Below are 16,068 nucleotides of genomic sequence, written 5' to 3' on the forward strand. Positions count from 1 at the left end.
TTTCGCACTCCCGGTATGTTTGTGTGTTGAATTGTTGGCGGCCGTGCCGCCCGATTATCTCTTCAAAGCCCTGATGGAGAAGTCGATCAGCTCGTCCACCGTCGCTCGGTTGGTCTTGGCAAGACATTGCGCCACCATGATCGGGTGGCAAAGCGTCACCGTGGCGGCGCCAAAGCAGCGCGACGCGACGGCAGGATCCTGATCGACGAACTCGCCGGCCTCGATACCCTCACGGATCACCTCGGCCAGCAGATCGTGAATGCTGTCGACATGCTTCTCGATGACATGCCAGTCGCGCTCGATGGCGACCACCACCATCTCGTGCACCTTTTCTTGGTCGAGCATGGTCTCGACCGTCATCTGGTATTGCCCGCGCACGAAGCGGCTAAGCCGCTCGGAAGCGCTAAGCGGCAGATGGCAGATCTCGTAGGCCTGCTGGTAGCTTGCAGCCAGCATGCGCCCGCAGATCGCCTGGTGGATTTCTATTTTCGAGGAGAAGAAGCGATAGACATTGGCGGGCGACATTCCGAGATCGCGGGCGATATCGGCGACGGTTGTCTTGGCGTAGCCATAGTGACGAAACAGCCGCTCGGCCGCATCGAGAATGCGGGTCACATTCTCCTGTCTTGTCGCTTCGAGAGTGCTTTCAGCGGTGTCGCTCATGATTTCTGCCGTGTTGATTTACGACTGACGAATTTCGATTTTCGTCAGCCGTAAGGCATCAGGAGGTGAAAGTCAATCTTTTGCGTTGCGGTGAAGTCCCCTCCTCGCCCTCGCAAAAGTCCCCTCCCCACAAGGGGGAGGGGCTTTGCTGGGCGCGCTGTTTTACCCAGACCGAAACCTCTCAAGATCCATTGGCAGGAGAAAGGGGCAGCGGCGTGCCACGAGTTAGCCCCTCCCCCTTGTGGGGAGGGGTTGGGGAGGGGTCTTCGCCACACGCACAAACGAAAAATGCCGCGGCACAAAGCACCGCGGCATCTCAAACCATCGATAAATACCAGCTTACGCCAGCTGCGCATCCAGCGTGATCGGCACCGCGGCCAGCGCCTTGGAAACCGGGCAACCCGCCTTGGCCTTGCCGGCGAGTTCGATGAAGGTCTTCTCGTCGCAGTTCGGAACCGTGCCGCGCAGCGTCAGGAGGATGGCGCTGATCGCGAAGCCGCCCTCGACGCTCTCGAGCGTCACCTTCGCCGTCGTTTCCATGCTGGTCGCCGTAAAGCCGGCCTCGCCGAGGATCAGCGACAGCGCCATGGTGAAGCAGCCGGCATGGGCGGCGCCGATCAGCTCTTCGGGATTGGTGCCCGGGAGGCCTTCGAAGCGGCTGGCGAAGCCATAAGGGTAGGATTTGAGCGCGCCGCTCTGCGTCGAGATCTGACCCTTGCCATCCTTGATGCCGCCCGACCACTGTGCGGAACCTGTGCGATTGATCTGCATGCCGTTCTCCTGTTGGATTGAGTGTTCTCCAACGCAGCGACCCGCCGCGTCATCCCGTCAAGAGGCGCGAAAACCCCTTCGCCCGAGCATATAAGTCTCTAATCCAGGAAGGCGACAGTCTTGTAAAATTTGATTGCTTCAGTGCTGCGCTGATCAGCGGATGGTACCCGCGGTCTCCAGCGTGAAGAGCTCCTGCGGCCGCTGCACGCCGCGCAGCGCATAACGCCCGACGCAGGCCAGCGCGCCGCGCTCGGCTTCAGGAACGGCAGCCGCGAAATCGGACGACATGAGCACGTTGAAATCGACGGACCGGCAAAGCGAAGCGATGCGGCTGACCTCGTTGACGGCGGGGCCGATGACCGTGAAGTCGAGCCGTTCCTGGCTGCCGATATTGCCGTAGAAGACGTCGCCGATATGCAGGCCGATATAGACGTCGGTTGTCGGCCGCTCCTCGAAGGCGCGCTCGTTGTTCAGCGTCACCAATCGCTCGTGCAACACCCGCTCGGCCTTCAGCGCCGCCGAACAGGCGTCCGCTGGCGCGTCGGCCTTGAAGATCGCCAGCACCCCGTCGCCGATCAGCTTCAGCACATTGCCGCCAGCCTCATGCACCGCCGTGATGACGAGATCGCTATAGGCATTCAGCATCGGCAGGATTTCCTCCGGCGAGGCGCTGTCGGAGATCTTCGTATAGTTTACGAGATCCGAGAACCACAGCACCGCCGAAATCCGCTCCGACTTGCCGCGGCTGATCTTGCCATCCAGCACCTGGCGCGCCGCATCCTCGCCGAGATAGACCTCGGCGATCGTGCGGGCGATACGCCCGAGAGCGATGCACTTGATCGCCAAAGCCAGCACCGGCGCCAGCTTGCGCAGGACCATCATGTGATGATCGGAAAACCCTTCCTGATGGCGCGTGGCGAAGTGCACGAAAAAGCAATCCATCTCGCCGATCGTACCGGCCTTGTCGAACTTGCGCACCATCGCGACGAAATCGGTATGGCCCTCGGCCTGCATCGTATCCAGCATGTAGAAATCGGCCGGATCACCGAACGCCAGCCGCCGGCGAACCTCGTTCTCGGGGCCTGTCCAGAGATGATAGAACGCCGAGCGCTGCCAGTTTTCCAGCGAGTTTCCATCGCCGCCCATCGGGCCATAAGCAAATTCGGGCTCGACATCCTGCTCGCTATCCCAGCGGAAAGCGCGCCCCTCATGCACCGGGTGCAGCGTATCCATCAGCGCCAGGCTGCGGTCGAGCGGGAGGCCAAGCCTGCGGCAGGTATCGCAGAAGCCGGTCAGCAGCTCGGTTTCAGTCGCGCCATTCAGCCCCTGCTCCGTCAGCCACGTCGCAACCGTACCGATATCACCGTATTCCATGCCATAGTCACCTTGTCTGATACGCAAGCTTTACCGTGATTTGACGACCGAAGGAACGGCAAAGCCGCTAAACATCATGTCGCAGCCGGCATATTGTAAGGTGTGATGATTTCCACCGCCGACAAGGACGTCGGCGCAATACGCCCGGACACACCGCGGCTCATGACGGCCCGGAACGCCGTGCGCGCATCGGATCGCAGATCGTGATGCAGCACGAAACCGATCTTGCCGGCTTTCAAGAGCGCGCGGTTATCGGCATCGAGATCATGCGCGACGAACGCCCGGATCGGCCGACCGGCCGTCTCGAAGGCCGCCAGCACCGCGCGATTTCCGCCGCCGATCGAATAGACCGCGTCGATCGTCTCGTCGGCCGCAATCGCCCGCGCCGCCAGAATGCCGGTCGCCGCGTCCGTCCCATGCCCTTCGCTGATCTCGGTGATACCGATCTCACGGTATCGCTCGCGGATGACCCGGCGAAAGCCGATCTCGCGCTCCTCCTCGCCGCGAAACCGCCCGCTCGAGAGCGTCACCAGCACCCGCCCCGGCGCGCCGGCAAACCGCTCGCCGATCAGATAAGCGGCGGTCTCGCCCGCTGCCCGGTTGTCCGCCCCCGCATAGGCGATCCGCGCCGAATTGGGCAGATCGGTCACCAGCGTCACCACGGGGATGCCCGCCTCTTCCAGCCGCGACACCGCGGCATCAACCTCGGGCACATCGGGCGCCTTCAGCACGACCGCCTTGGTGCCGCGCAGCCTTATCCGATCGAGAAGCTGGACGATTTCCGCCGGCTTCATCACCTCGGCGAAGTGAAAGCGGCAGCGAAACACCGTCGGCAGAAAGGTCGCAACTTCAGCCTCGAATGCGGCGCGGACCGTCGTGCTGAAACGCTCCGGCGTCTCCATCACGATATCGATCGCGATCGTCCGCCCGCCTGCGGCCACCTCCGTCTGCTGCTTCTCGAGCTCGGCGATCGCCGCCCGCACCCGCAGCTCCGTCTGCCGCCGCACACCCGGCCGGCCGTTCAGCACCCGGTCCACTGTTGCCGTGCTCAAGCCCGCCTGAAAGGCGATATCCTTGACGAGAAAGACATGCGCCATACCGTGAGTTTCCGATCCAATCTGATGTATTTTTGATGGATTCCTGATCTATCACGACCCTCGCCGCGCCGTATAGTGCCTTCATCAGGAATGGAGGAGCATCTGATGAAAACCGACAATCTGCAGAAGCTGCGTGCCGACCGCGTCTGGCTCACCGAGGATGCCTGCGATCTCGACGACTTCCGGGCGCTGGCCGAAAAGACGACATCGCTCACCGATTATCCGAACGCTGCCGCGGTCGAAAAGAACGTGCTGATCTACGACAGCCGCAATGTCAGGGCTGTCATCGCGGATCCCGAGGGCAAGCGCGCGCTCTTGGCCGAAATCTGCGAAGCCTTCGCCGAAGGCCCCGGCGTCGTCGTCTTCACCGGCGCCTATGAGGACACCGGCGTCATCGATCGCGCCAGCAAGATCTTCGACGACATCATCACCGAGCAGCACCGCACATCGACGGGCGGCGGTGATCACTTCGCCAAGGCCGGCGCCAACGACCGCATCTGGAACTCGCTCGAAAAGCACTGCCTCGCCGACCCCGACAATTTCGCCGAATACTACGCCAACCCGATCGTGGCGCTGGCAAGCCAGGCATGGCTCGGCCCGAGCTACCAGATGACCGCGCAGGTCAACCGCGTGAACCCCGGCGGTGCCGCTCAATCCGCGCACCGCGATTATCACCTCGGCTTCCAGTCCTCCGAGGTGATCGAGCAGTTTCCCGTCCACGTCCACAGGCTCTCGCCGGTGCTGACGCTGCAGGGCGCAGTCGCTCATTGCGACATGCCGCTCGAAAGCGGACCGACGCTCTTCCTGCCGAACAGCCAGACCTATGTGCCGGGCTATCTCGCCCTCAAGCGCCAGGAATTCCGCGACTATTTCGAGAAGAACCACGTCCAGCTGCCGCTGAAGAAGGGCGATGTCGTCTTCTTCAACCCGGCGCTCTTCCATGCCGCCGGCACCAACCGCTCGGCCGACATCAAGCGCGTCGCCAACCTGCTGCAGGTCTCCTCAGCCTTCGGCCGCGCCATGGAAACGGTCGATCGCCAGCGCATGAGCGCCACCCTCTTCCCGGCCCTGAAGCGGCTGTCCGACACGCTCTCGCAATCAGAAATCGCCAATGCGGTCGCCGCCTGCGCCGAGGGCTATTCCTTCCCCACCAACCTCGACCGCGACCCGCCGCTCGGCGGCCTCGCGCCGAAGACGCAGGCGCAACTGATGCACGAGGCATTGGCCGCTGGCTGGAGCGACGAGATGTTCGCCGAGGCGCTGGCGAAACAGGCGGAGAAGAAGCTGAGCTGAGCACGCAGCACGGCACTCCATAGCAACAACGACAATAGGCCTCTCGCATCGCGAGGGGCCATTCGCGCATCATCAGTCACAGATCATAGGGAGGAACATATATGAGCACAGACCACAGCCGCCTCGACGGCAAGATCGCCATCGTCACCGGCGGCACGCAGGGCCTCGGCGCCACCATCGCCCGGTTGTTTGCCGAGCGCGGCGCCAAGGGCATCGTCATCTGCGGCCGCAACGCCGAGAAGGGCCGCGCGAAGGCCGAGGAGATCTCACGCGCGACCGGCGCGGAGGTGGTCTATGTCGAGGCGGATCTCTCCAAGGTGGAGGATGCCAGCAAGGTCGTGCAGGCCTGCGACCGGGCCTTCGGCCGCGTCGATGCGTTGGTCAACGCCGCCGCCACCACCGATCGCGGCACCATTCTCGACACCAGCCCCGAACTCTTCGACGCCATGTTCGCGATCAACGTGCGCGCGCCCTTCTTCCTGATCCAGGAAAGCGTGAAAATCATGCGCCGCGAGAACACCGAGGGCACCATCGTCAACATCGGCTCGATGTCGGCCAAGGCGGGGCAACCCTTCATCGCCGCCTATTGCGCCTCCAAGGGCGCGCTCGAAACGCTGACCAAGAACACCGCCTATGCGCTGCTGCGCAACCGTATCCGCGTCAACGGCCTCAACATCGGATGGATGGCCTCGGAAGGCGAGGACCGTATCCAGCGCGAGTTCCACGGCGCCGCCGCCAACTGGCTGGACGAAGCCGCCGCCGCCCAGCCCTTCGGGCGCCTCGTAGACCCCGCGGAAGTGGCCCGCGCCTGCGCCTATCTCTCATCGACCGAATCCGGCCTGATGACCGGCTCGATGATCTGCTTCGACCAGTCGATCTGGGGTGCCTACGACGGCTCGCCGCACCCACAGGCCCCGCTCTGAAAAATTGCAAAAGCCAAAAATACTGGAGCCTCGGCCTTTTGCGCGGCCGGGCTCTGGCACGCCGCGTCGTTTACGTTTACGAAGGAGATCAAATCGCTTTGGGAGGAGCAGCCTGTGTCGCAAGATGCGCTTTATGACATCAGAGATGATCGTTTCAATCGCCTGATCGCGGGCAGCGCCAGACTGGAAGAACTCTATTCCGGATGCCGCTGGGCCGAAGGTCCCGTCTGGTTCTCCGATCTCAACTGCTTGCTCTGGAGCGACATCCCCAACGAGCGCATCATGCGCTGGGTCCCCGATGGCGGCGCCTCGGTCTTCCGCTCCCCATCCAACTATGTCAACGGCAACACCCGCGATCGCCAGGGCCGGCTGGTATCCTGCGAACATGGCGGCCGCCGCGTCACCCGCACGGAACCTGATGGCCGCATCACCGTGCTTGCCGATCGCTACAAGGGCAAGCGGCTGAATTCTCCCAACGACGTCGTCGTCCGCTCCGACGGCTCCATCTGGTTCACCGATCCGAGCTACGGCATCATGTCCGACTATGAAGGCCACAAGGCCGAGCCCGAGCAGGAAACCAGAAACGTCTACCGCATCGATGCCGGAACCGGCGAAATCGAAGCAGTCGCCACCGACTTCATCCAGCCCAACGGCCTCGCCTTCTCGCCGGATGAAAAGCAGCTCTACATCGCCGATTCGGGCTCCTCGAACCACGAAGTGCCCCGCCATATCCGCGTCTTCGACGTCGTCGACGACCGCAAGCTGACCAACAGCCGCTACTTCTGTTCGATCGACAACGGCGTGCCCGATGGCTTCCGTTTCGACGTTGCCGGCAACCTCTGGAGCAGTGCCGCCGACGGCGTTCACTGCTTCGCGCCAGACGGCACCCTTCTCGGCAAGATCAAGGTTCCGCAGACGGTCTCCAACATCACCTTCGGCGGCCAGAAGAAGAACCGCCTGTTCATAACCGCGACGCAATCGGTCTACGCCATTTACACGACGACCAACGGCGCCCAGTACCCGTAAGCCAAAACTGACATTGAACGCGCGCCGGGCTGCTTGTTGCGTCCCGTTGCGCCTCCGTCCCCGATACCGTTACTGCCGTGAGAAACTGACATGCGTTCCATCGTTCCCTATAACGAATCCTGGGCTTTCCATGAGGGTGCCGGCCAGCATCTGCTGCGCGATTTCGACGGCCGCGTCATCGTGAACCTGCCGCATACGGCGGTCGAACTCCCGTTCAACTATTTCGATGAAGCGAGCTATCAGCGCGCTTTCACCTATCAGAAACTGCTGCGCTGGATGCCGGAATTCGAGGGCCGCGAGGTCTCGCTGGTGTTCGACGCCGCCATGGCCGACGCCGTGGTCTATCTGAACGGCGAGGAGATCATCGCCCACAAGGACGGCTACACGCCCTTCGAGGCGCGCCTGACCAACGGCCTACAACGCGGCGACAACCTGATATCAGTCACCATCGATGGCAGCGAGAACCCCGCCATCCCGCCCTTCGGCGGCGCCATCGATTACCTCACCTATGCCGGCATCTATCGCGAAGTCTGGCTGAAGGTCACCGATCCCGTCTCGATCCAGAACGTCAAGATCGAGACCACCAATGTGCTCTCGGAAGAAAAGTCCGCCTCCGTCCGCGTCCATCTCTCCAACCCTCGCAATGTACACTTCCTGGGAACGCTGACGGCCTCGCTTGCCGATATCGATGGAAACGTGCTCGCCACCGCATCAGCGGACACGACTGGCGACGACGCCACGCTCGTTTTCAGCGGCCTCACCGGTATCGCGCTCTGGGATATCGACAATCCCGAACTCTACCAGATGACGGTGGAGCTGAAGACCAGCCACGGTTCCGACAGGCTGACGACCAGCTTCGGTTTCCGCACCGCCGAGTTCACCCCCGAGGGCTTCCGGCTGAACGGCCGGCCGCTGAAGCTGCGCGGGCTCAACCGCCACCAGTCCTTCCCCTATGTCGGCTATGCCGCCGGGCGCTCCGCCCAGAAACGCGACGCCGACATCATGAAATCCGTGCTGAAGTGCAACATGGTCCGCACCTCGCACTATCCGCAGTCGAAGTGGTTTCTCGACCGCTGCGACAAGATCGGCCTGCTTGTCTTCGAGGAAATCCCCGGCTGGCAGCATATCGGCGACCAGGAATGGCAGCATGAATCGATCCGCAACGTCCGCCGGATGATCGAACGCGACTGGAACCATCCCTCGATCGTCATCTGGGGCGTGCGCATCAACGAGAGCCAGGACAGCCACCACTTCTACGCCGAGACCAACCGGCTTGCCCGCGAGCTCGACCCCACCCGACCGACCGGCGGCGTTCGCTACATCACCGATAGCGAATTGCTTGAGGACGTCTACACGATGAACGACTTCATCCTCGGCAACGAGGAGCTGCCGGGCGCCAACCGCCCGCGCACGCCGCTGCGCCCGCAGCAGGAGAGCACCGGTCTCTCCTACAAGGTGCCTTACATGATCACCGAATTCGGTGGTCACATGTACCCGACCAAGATCTACGACCAGGAAGCGCGCCAGGCCGAACATGTCCGCCGCCACCTCGAAGTGCTGAACGCCGCCTATGGCGATCCCGACATAGCGGGCGCCATCGGTTGGTGCATGTTCGACTACAACACCCACAAGGATTTCGGCTCCGGCGACCGCATCTGCTACCACGGCGTCATGGACATGTTCCGCGAACCGAAATTCGCCGCTTACGCTTATGCCAGCCAGTGCGAACCCTCCGAAGACGTCATCATGAAGCCGGTGACCTTCTGGGCGCGCGGTGAGCGCAATATTGGCGGCGTGCTCCCGCTGATCGTGTTGACCAATTGCGACGAGGTCGAGCTGACTTATGGCTCGGTGACCAAGCGCGTCGGCCCCGATTACGAGAACTTCCCGCACCTGCCGCATCCGCCCGTGGTCTTCGACCATCGCCACTTCACCGCCGACGAACTCGGCATCTGGGGCCAGAAGTGGATCGACGGCAGCTTCACCGGCTATGTCGACGGCGCAGCCGTCGCGCAGCTGACGCTGGTCGCAGATCCGCTGCCGACAACGCTGCAGGCGGTGGCCGACAGCACCCGGCTGAAGGCACGCGAACGCGACACCACCCGTGTCGCGTTGCGCGCGCTGGACCAGCAGGGCCAGCGCCTGCCCTTCCTGAATGAAGTGGTGACGATATCTCTCACCGGCCCGGCGAAGGTCGTCGGCCCCAGCACCATCCCGCTCCAGGGCGGCACGGCCGGTCTCTGGATCGAGACCACGGGCCTGACCGGCGAGATCACGCTTGCGGCCACCTGCCCCCGCTTCGGTAAAGTCACACTGACGCTCGCCGCCGTCTGACGGCGGCCGGAGCCCTGGTCTTCACAGGCCAGGGCTCGATGCGTTCCCTACGGCGCTCAGACTGGAGCGACCGAGCGAACACTGCCGTTGTTGTCGACAATGCAGGAGTATTTCTTACCCCCTGCATCCAGATCGACGGCGAACGTCCCGTCCGGTTGCAGCCGAGAGCCTGTCGGCAAGACCTTGACACCGGCTCCGGCGCTGCTCGTCACCGCATTGGCGCAAAGCAATTGCAGATCGGCCGGCGCCGTCATCAGCGTGGTGCGCGCCATGGCCTCAGGTGGCGGCGGCGCCGGTGTACAGGCGCCCAACGACAACAGTCCGACCACGGCCAGAAGAGCCCGACCGCCTCGCTTCATTTCTTCTCTCGACATCTGTCCCCTCCAGACGTTGATAATTTGAGGCCTGATCAATCCCCGGCCAATGCCGGCGCCATCGATCAGATACCCTTGTAAAGCGCGGCCCCCTGCATGAGCACGATGACCTTGGCGCCGATCTGCACCCGCGAATGCAGGTCCGTCACGTCGTCATTGTTGAGCCGGATGCACCCGGACGACACGTCGAGGCCGATCGTCCACGGCTCGGCCGTGCCGTGAATGCGGTAGATCGTGTCCTGGTCGCCGGCGTAGAGATAAAGCGCCCGCGCGCCGAGCGGGTTTTCCGGCCCGCCGGGCATGCCGGCCGCCCATTTGGCGGCATTCGCATCACGCGCCACCATTTCGGCCGGCGGCGTCCACACCGGCCATTCCGCCGTGCGCCCGACCCTGACGATCCCCGCCCAGCCGAACCCGTCGCGGCCAACGCCGATGCCGTAGCGGATCGCCTGCCCGCCGGGCTGCACGAAATAGAGAAAATGCTGGTTACCGTCGATGATGATCGTCCCCGGCGGCTCCGCGGTGCGGAACGTCACGATCTGCCTGCGAAAGGCCTCCGGCGATTGCTTGTTGCGCGCGTAATACTGCCGGGCCTTCTTGCTGTCGTAATCGACCCATGTCCGCGTCTTGGCGTCATAGATCTGCGTCTGCGCCAGCACGATAACAGGCGCAAGCAGTAACGCGGCCGCCGCAACCGGCAGCCCCTTGCGCAAACGCCGGCTTACCCAGCTGAACGTCCGATTGCATTTCGCCAGAGAAGAAGACCGAACCCTCATGGCTTCGCCCACCCATCGATCCGCGCCGCATTGCGCTCCACCCACGCCTTGGCATAGCCAAGCGGCGCCTGCCGCTCCACCTCGAGCGCATAGCTCATCGCCGTCGCCTCCTCCGGCGTCAGGTCGACCTTTTCCAGGAAGGCCGCGATCTTAGGGTGCTTGCTGGCAAGCGCTGTTGAATAGGCGATGCGAAAGGTGGCCGTATCCCAGGCCGTCGAGGCCGACGACTTCTTGATCCAAAGCGGATCTGTCGCACTTGCCAACGACCATTTGGCCGCATCATGCGGCTGCTCTTCAAGCCGGACGATCTTGTGCAGGTCGAAGACGAAATGCGGCGCATAGCAGGCGAACACCACCGGCTGGCCGGTCGCGACCGCGGCATCGATGCCGGCCATCGCCACCTCTTCCTCGGCCTCGACGAGCGTCATCGTCTTGGCGTAACCATAGCTGTTCGCGCGCACGCGCTCGATCCCCGTCGACGACCAGGTCGGCGCGCCGATCCACATCTCCCCCTTGCCGTCGCCGTCCGTATCGAGAAGGCTGGTCTTGTCGGGGTCGCTGAGATCGGTGATATCAGTGATCCCCTTCTCCGCCGCCGCTGGAGTCGCGCAGATGCCCTGCCACGCCGGAACCGTGTGCTTGGCCAGAACAACCACACCCTTCTCGGTCACGAATTTCTCGATGACATCGGTCAGATTGGGCTGCCAGACCTCCGGGTGGATGTCGACGCTTCCCTTCTCCAGCCCGGCAAAGGCATTGAGCGTGCCCATTTCCTGGACGAGAGCAGGCTGTTTGAATTCTTTCTCGATCGCGACCTTGAGAATAAAGGCCGTAGCCTGACCGGAGGGCCAGTTCGGCATGGCGATCTTGAGGTCATCCGCAAGGACAGGCGTCCCAGCCCCCAAGACGGACAATAAAACGACGAACACGCCGCAACCGGCACCATCTCTCACAATGTTCCCCCTCGGCAGACACTGATCGGATTGCATGCTGATATTTCAACGCCAGGATGCAGAAGCGGGCGCGGTTAGTCAAGCGTAGAGTGTTTTAGAAAAGCCAGATCAACGCTGCAGGCCAGACGCCCAGGCGCCGACCCGCGACGCCATCGCCTGCATATGATCCGCCGCCGAGAAGCCGGAGAGAGCCTTGCGCGGCTTCAGATCGTGGTCGCCATCCTCAAGCCAGAAAATGTCGATCGCGCGCGAAAGCGAATAGCCCGCGACTTCCTCGCGCGTCCCGAACGCATCCCGCGTCCCTTGGCAGATCAGTGTCGGCGTCTCGATCGCGCTCAGATGCGCCGTGCGCAACTGCGCCGGCTTTCCCATCGGATGAAACGGATAGCCGAGGCAAAGCAAGCCAACGATATCGCCCGCGCGATAGAGATCATCGGCAACCATGCTGGCAATCCGCCCACCCATCGACTTGCCGCCGATGACAAGCGGACCGCTGGCTTTAAGGTCGCGCACCGCCGCCAGATATTCAGGGGTCAAGGTCTCCGCATTGGGCGGCGGCGGACGCCGATCGGATCGCCGCCGCTCGGCCATGTAACCGAACTCGAACCGAACCACCCGCATCCCCGCCGCAGCGATAGCCTCGGAAAACCGCTCCATGCCCGCCGAATCCATGGCGCCGCCGGCACCATGCGCGAGAAGGATCGTCACGGGGGCGTTGTCGGGGCCGGAGAACAGGAAGGACGTGCTCATGCCGTCTTATTACAGGATAAGTCCGCGAGCCGACAGGGCTCATGTCTATTGCGTTTTGGGAAAGAAGATTGGTTGCGGGGGCAGGATTTGAACCTGCGGCCTTCAGGTTATGAGCCTGACGAGCTACCGGGCTGCTCCACCCCGCGTCCAGCGCAAAACCCTATGGGTTTTGGCGCGGCGGCGTAACCGCTTTGCGGTTATGCCTTCTACCGGAGCAAAACCCATAGGGTTTTGTTCCTGTAAGGGACGCACCATTATACGCCAGGTGCGCCGAAGTTTCATTCTGTATGTTCGGACCACCAAAAGCAAAAGGCCGCTTGCGCGGCCCGATGTTTTCGGCTGGGCCGAAGTTTCGATCAGAGAAGATTTGTTGTTGCGTTTAGCAGACCTGGCAGCGACCGACTCTCCCGCGTCTTAAGACGAAGTACCATAGGCGCAGGGGCGTTTCACGGCCGTGTTCGGAATGGGAACGGGTGCAGCCGCCCCGCCATAACCACCAGGTCAGCGAAGCGCAACATTTGAGAAGCTGGTGCAGTTTTCACTGCGTTTTTTTCGGACGAACATTTCATGTTCGCCGTGTGAACACGTCTTAGCATCATGTCCGTCTTTCGACGGCATGAGCATAAGCAATGAGAACAATTAAGCCGATCGAGCTATTAGTAACGGTAAGCTTCACACATTGCTGCGCTTCCACACCCGTCCTATCAACGTGGTCGTCTTCCACGGCTCTGATAGGGAATACTCGTTTTCAGGTTGGTTTCCCGCTTAGATGCCTTCAGCGGTTATCCATTCCATATGTAGCTACCCTGCTATGCCGTTGGCACGACAACAGGTCCACCAGAGATATGTCCATCCCGGTCCTCTCGTACTAGGGACAGATCCTGTCAATATTCCTACACCCACGGCAGATAGGGACCGAACTGTCTCACGACGTTCTGAACCCAGCTCACGTACCGCTTTAATTGGCGAACAGCCAAACCCTTGGGACCTGCTCCAGCCCCAGGATGCGATGAGCCGACATCGAGGTGCCAAACAACCCCGTCGATATGGACTCTTGGGGGTCATCAGCCTGTTATCCCCGGCGTACCTTTTATCCGTTGAGCGATGGCCCTTCCACGCGGGACCACCGGATCACTATGACCGACTTTCGTCTCTGCTCGACTTGTCAGTCTCGCAGTCAGGCGGGCTTATGCCATTGCACTCGACGACCGATTTCCGACCGGTCTGAGCCCACCATCGCGCGCCTCCGTTACTCTTTCGGAGGCGACCGCCCCAGTCAAACTACCCACCATACACTGTCCCGGATCCGGATAACGGACCGCGGTTAGACATCCATGACGATAAGGGTGGTATTTCAAGGATGGCTCCACAGAAACTGGCGTCCCTGCTTCAAAGCCTACCACCTATCCTACACATGCCGACACGAATGCCAGTGTAAAGCTATAGTAAAGGTGCACGGGGTCTTTCCGTCTGACCGCAGGAACCCCGCATCTTCACGGGGAATTCAATTTCACTGAGTCTATGTTGGAGACAGCGGGGAAGTCGTTACGCCATTCGTGCAGGTCGGAACTTACCCGACAAGGAATTTCGCTACCTTAGGACCGTTATAGTTACGGCCGCCGTTTACTGGGGCTTCAGTTCAAAGCTTGCACCTCTCCCTTTAACCTTCCAGCACCGGGCAGGCGTCAGACCCTATACGTCGTCTTGCGACTTCGCAGAGCCCTGTGTTTTTGATAAACAGTCGCTACCCCCTGGTCTGTGCCACCCCATAATAGTTGCCTAGCATGGGGTCACGCTTCTTCCGAAGTTACGCGTGCAATTTGCCGAGTTCCTTCAACATAGTTCTCTCAAGCGCCTTGGTATACTCTACCTGACCACCTGTGTCGGTTTCGGGTACGGTCTATAATGATGGAGCTATTTCCTGGAACCGCTCCCCTGCACCCACAATCCAATAAGTGAATACAAGTTACGCAATCCGTCACTACCACCAGGCCCACGAATATTAACGTGGTTCCCATCGACTACGCGTTTCCGCCTCGCCTTAGGGGCCGGCTAACCCTGCTCAGATTAACTTTAAGCAGGAACCCTTGGTCTTTCGGCGAGAGGGTCTCTCACCCTCTTTATCGTTACTCATGTCAACATTCGCACTTCCGATACCTCCAGGATGTCTCACGACTGTCCCTTCACAGGCTTACGGAACGCTCCGCTACCACGTGCATTGCTGCACATCCTCAGCTTCGGTGCATGGCTTCAGCCCCGTTACATTTTCGGCGCAAAGACCCTTATTTAGACCAGTGAGCTGTTACGCTTTCTTTAAATGATGGCTGCTTCTAAGCCAACATCCTGGTTGTTTTGGGATCCTCACATCCTTTCCCACTTAGCCATGACTTGGGGACCTTAGCTGGAGGTTAGGGTTGTTGCCCTTTTCACGACGGACGTTAGCACCCGCCGTGTGTCTGCCGAGTAGTACTCCCGGGTATTCGGAGTTTGGTTAGGATCAGTAAGACGGTGAGTCCCCATAGCCCATCCAGTGCTCTACCCCCCGGGGTATTCGCTCGACGCTCTACCTAAATAGATTTCGCGGAGAACCAGCTATTTCCGAGTTTGATTGGCCTTTCACCCCTAACCACAAGTCATCCCAATCTATTGCAACAGATGCGGGTTCGGTCCTCCAGTTGGTGTTACCCAACCTTCAACCTGCTCATGGCTAGATCACTCGGTTTCGGGTCTAATGCAACAAACTAAATCGCCCTATTCAGACTCGCTTTCGCTTCGCCTACACCTACCGGCTTAAGCTTGCTTGTTACACTAAGTCGTTGACCCATTATACAAAAGGTACGCCGTCACCCTTTCAGGCTCCGACTGTTTGTAGGCATCCGGTTTCAGGTTCTATTTCACTCCCCTTGTCGGGGTGCTTTTCACCTTTCCCTCACGGTACTTGTTCGCTATCGGTCATGCACGAGTACTTAGGCTTGGATAGTGGTCTACCCACGTTCAGACAGGGTTTCACGTGCCCCGCCCTACTCTAGGACAATGAGTGTTCTACGCGTACGGGGCTATCACCCGCTACGGCCCAACTTTCCAGAAGGTTCCGCTTTATTCCTCATTGCCACTGGCCTGGTCCGCGTTCGCTCGCCACTACTTGCGGAGTCTCGGTTGATGTCCTTTCCTTCGGGTACTTAGATGTTTCAGTTCCCCGAGTTCGCTTCTTACACCCTATTTTATTCAGATGTAGATACCTTATCACAATGCTTGGAAACCTTTCAGGTTTCTAACGCCGGACGACCGGCGACGCGCTCTGCGCTGTATAGGAAGTTCCCATACAGGCCAGAGGCCGTCGGCGATCGTTCGCCGTAACGTCGGACCAACGGTCCGACAACCAGAAAGATTTTCCAAGCATTTAAGGTGGGTTTCCCCATTCGGATATCCATGGATCAAAGCTTATTCGCAGCTCCCCACGGCTTTTCGCAGCGTATCACGTCCTTCATCGCCTGTGCATGCCAAGGCATCCACCAAATGCCCTTACGACACTTAATCGTTCTCATTGCCAATGCTCATCATCTGGTTCCCGTTTCATCAGAAACGGCAACAGACCGGGTTACCTTTTACAACCCAGCCAATCCAACAATGCCATCGACGTGTTCGATCGGATCACTTTATTGGAACTACGCCGAGCAGTTCGCTTGTGTCCGATCTTTAAGACCAGCTTCTCGAGATTAAATCCGGTACCGCGC

At 60.7% G+C, this 16,068-nt stretch carries 12 protein-coding genes, 1 tRNA gene and 2 rRNA genes; 4 read left to right on the top strand and 11 right to left on the bottom strand.

The genetic code is table 11. From position 1 onward, the window contains the following. Positions 1-54: 54 nt before the first annotated feature. From ACVTFQ_RS15500 to ACVTFQ_RS15515, 4 genes are all read right to left on the bottom strand, one after another. The gene (locus ACVTFQ_RS15500; RefSeq protein ID WP_111565269.1) at positions 55-663 is read right to left on the bottom strand and encodes a TetR family transcriptional regulator; all 609 of its coding nucleotides are present in this window, start codon (positions 661-663) and stop codon (positions 55-57) included. 339 nt (positions 664-1,002) lie between these two features. Further along, positions 1,003-1,434: an OsmC family protein gene (locus tag ACVTFQ_RS15505; RefSeq protein WP_018902456.1), complete on the bottom strand. Its 432-nt coding sequence runs from the start codon at positions 1,432-1,434 to the stop codon at positions 1,003-1,005. Between the two features lie 153 nt (positions 1,435-1,587). Next, complete coding sequence (locus tag ACVTFQ_RS15510) at positions 1,588-2,808, bottom strand: adenylate/guanylate cyclase domain-containing protein (protein ID WP_111565268.1); 1,221 nt, start codon at positions 2,806-2,808, stop codon at positions 1,588-1,590. Between the two features lie 74 nt (positions 2,809-2,882). Continuing rightward, positions 2,883-3,905: a LacI family DNA-binding transcriptional regulator gene (locus ACVTFQ_RS15515; protein ID WP_111565267.1), complete on the bottom strand. Its 1,023-nt coding sequence runs from the start codon at positions 3,903-3,905 to the stop codon at positions 2,883-2,885. 105 nt (positions 3,906-4,010) lie between these two features. Between ACVTFQ_RS15515 and ACVTFQ_RS15520 the strand changes: the two genes are divergently transcribed. The 4 genes from ACVTFQ_RS15520 to ACVTFQ_RS15535 all read left to right on the top strand — a co-directional run bounded on the left by ACVTFQ_RS15520 (position 4,011) and on the right by ACVTFQ_RS15535 (position 9,481). Further along, on the top strand, positions 4,011-5,198 hold the full coding sequence (locus tag ACVTFQ_RS15520; protein WP_111565266.1) for a phytanoyl-CoA dioxygenase family protein: 1,188 nt from the start codon (positions 4,011-4,013) through the stop codon (positions 5,196-5,198). 101 nt (positions 5,199-5,299) lie between these two features. Continuing rightward, the gene (locus tag ACVTFQ_RS15525) at positions 5,300-6,121 is read left to right on the top strand and encodes an SDR family oxidoreductase (protein WP_111565265.1); all 822 of its coding nucleotides are present in this window, start codon (positions 5,300-5,302) and stop codon (positions 6,119-6,121) included. 114 nt (positions 6,122-6,235) lie between these two features. Next, positions 6,236-7,147 carry an SMP-30/gluconolactonase/LRE family protein gene (locus ACVTFQ_RS15530; protein ID WP_018902461.1) on the top strand — a complete coding sequence of 304 codons (912 nt, stop codon included), beginning with the start codon at positions 6,236-6,238 and terminating at the stop codon, positions 7,145-7,147. A 90-nt stretch (positions 7,148-7,237) separates the two neighbouring features. Then, positions 7,238-9,481 (top strand): glycoside hydrolase family 2 protein, encoded by a 2,244-nt coding sequence (locus ACVTFQ_RS15535; RefSeq protein WP_111565264.1) that lies wholly within the window; start codon positions 7,238-7,240, stop codon positions 9,479-9,481. A 56-nt stretch (positions 9,482-9,537) separates the two neighbouring features. On the opposite strand, the gene ACVTFQ_RS15540 is transcribed toward ACVTFQ_RS15535, so the two are convergent. The 7 genes from ACVTFQ_RS15540 to ACVTFQ_RS15570 form a co-directional block, all read right to left on the bottom strand. After that, entirely contained in the window at positions 9,538-9,855 is a 318-nt protein-coding gene (locus ACVTFQ_RS15540) for a hypothetical protein (RefSeq protein WP_313760943.1), read from the bottom strand. Positions 9,856-9,920: 65 nt separating this feature from the next. Continuing rightward, complete coding sequence (locus ACVTFQ_RS15545; RefSeq protein ID WP_111565263.1) at positions 9,921-10,568, bottom strand: L,D-transpeptidase; 648 nt, start codon at positions 10,566-10,568, stop codon at positions 9,921-9,923. A gap of 59 nt (positions 10,569-10,627) precedes the next feature. Continuing rightward, positions 10,628-11,545 (bottom strand): ABC transporter substrate-binding protein, encoded by a 918-nt coding sequence (locus ACVTFQ_RS15550; RefSeq protein WP_111565262.1) that lies wholly within the window; start codon positions 11,543-11,545, stop codon positions 10,628-10,630. Between the two features lie 147 nt (positions 11,546-11,692). Continuing rightward, positions 11,693-12,334 (bottom strand): alpha/beta hydrolase family protein, encoded by a 642-nt coding sequence (locus ACVTFQ_RS15555; protein ID WP_111565261.1) that lies wholly within the window; start codon positions 12,332-12,334, stop codon positions 11,693-11,695. A 69-nt stretch (positions 12,335-12,403) separates the two neighbouring features. After that, positions 12,404-12,480 (bottom strand) — tRNA-Met (locus ACVTFQ_RS15560). A gap of 240 nt (positions 12,481-12,720) precedes the next feature. Then, positions 12,721-12,835, bottom strand: a 5S ribosomal RNA gene (gene rrf, locus ACVTFQ_RS15565). 134 nt (positions 12,836-12,969) lie between these two features. Beyond that, a 23S ribosomal RNA gene (locus ACVTFQ_RS15570) occupies positions 12,970-15,871 on the bottom strand. Between the last annotated feature and the right edge of the window lie 197 nt (positions 15,872-16,068).

Source organism: Rhizobium sp. O111 (genome assembly GCF_055616315.1).

Excerpts from the sequence above, each read along its gene's own strand:
- ACVTFQ_RS15500 (WP_111565269.1), bottom strand. The coding sequence starts at position 663 with ATGAGCGACACCGCTGAAAGCACTCTCGAAGCGACAAGACAGGAGAAT.
- ACVTFQ_RS15505 (WP_018902456.1), bottom strand. The coding sequence starts at position 1,434 with ATGCAGATCAATCGCACAGGTTCCGCACAGTGGTCGGGCGGCATCAAG.
- ACVTFQ_RS15510 (WP_111565268.1), bottom strand. The coding sequence starts at position 2,808 with ATGGAATACGGTGATATCGGTACGGTTGCGACGTGGCTGACGGAGCAG.
- ACVTFQ_RS15515 (WP_111565267.1), bottom strand. The coding sequence starts at position 3,905 with ATGGCGCATGTCTTTCTCGTCAAGGATATCGCCTTTCAGGCGGGCTTG.
- ACVTFQ_RS15520 (WP_111565266.1), top strand. The coding sequence starts at position 4,011 with ATGAAAACCGACAATCTGCAGAAGCTGCGTGCCGACCGCGTCTGGCTC.
- ACVTFQ_RS15525 (WP_111565265.1), top strand. The coding sequence starts at position 5,300 with ATGAGCACAGACCACAGCCGCCTCGACGGCAAGATCGCCATCGTCACC.
- ACVTFQ_RS15535 (WP_111565264.1), top strand. The coding sequence starts at position 7,238 with ATGCGTTCCATCGTTCCCTATAACGAATCCTGGGCTTTCCATGAGGGT.
- ACVTFQ_RS15540 (WP_313760943.1), bottom strand. The coding sequence starts at position 9,855 with ATGTCGAGAGAAGAAATGAAGCGAGGCGGTCGGGCTCTTCTGGCCGTG.
- ACVTFQ_RS15555 (WP_111565261.1), bottom strand. The coding sequence starts at position 12,334 with ATGAGCACGTCCTTCCTGTTCTCCGGCCCCGACAACGCCCCCGTGACG.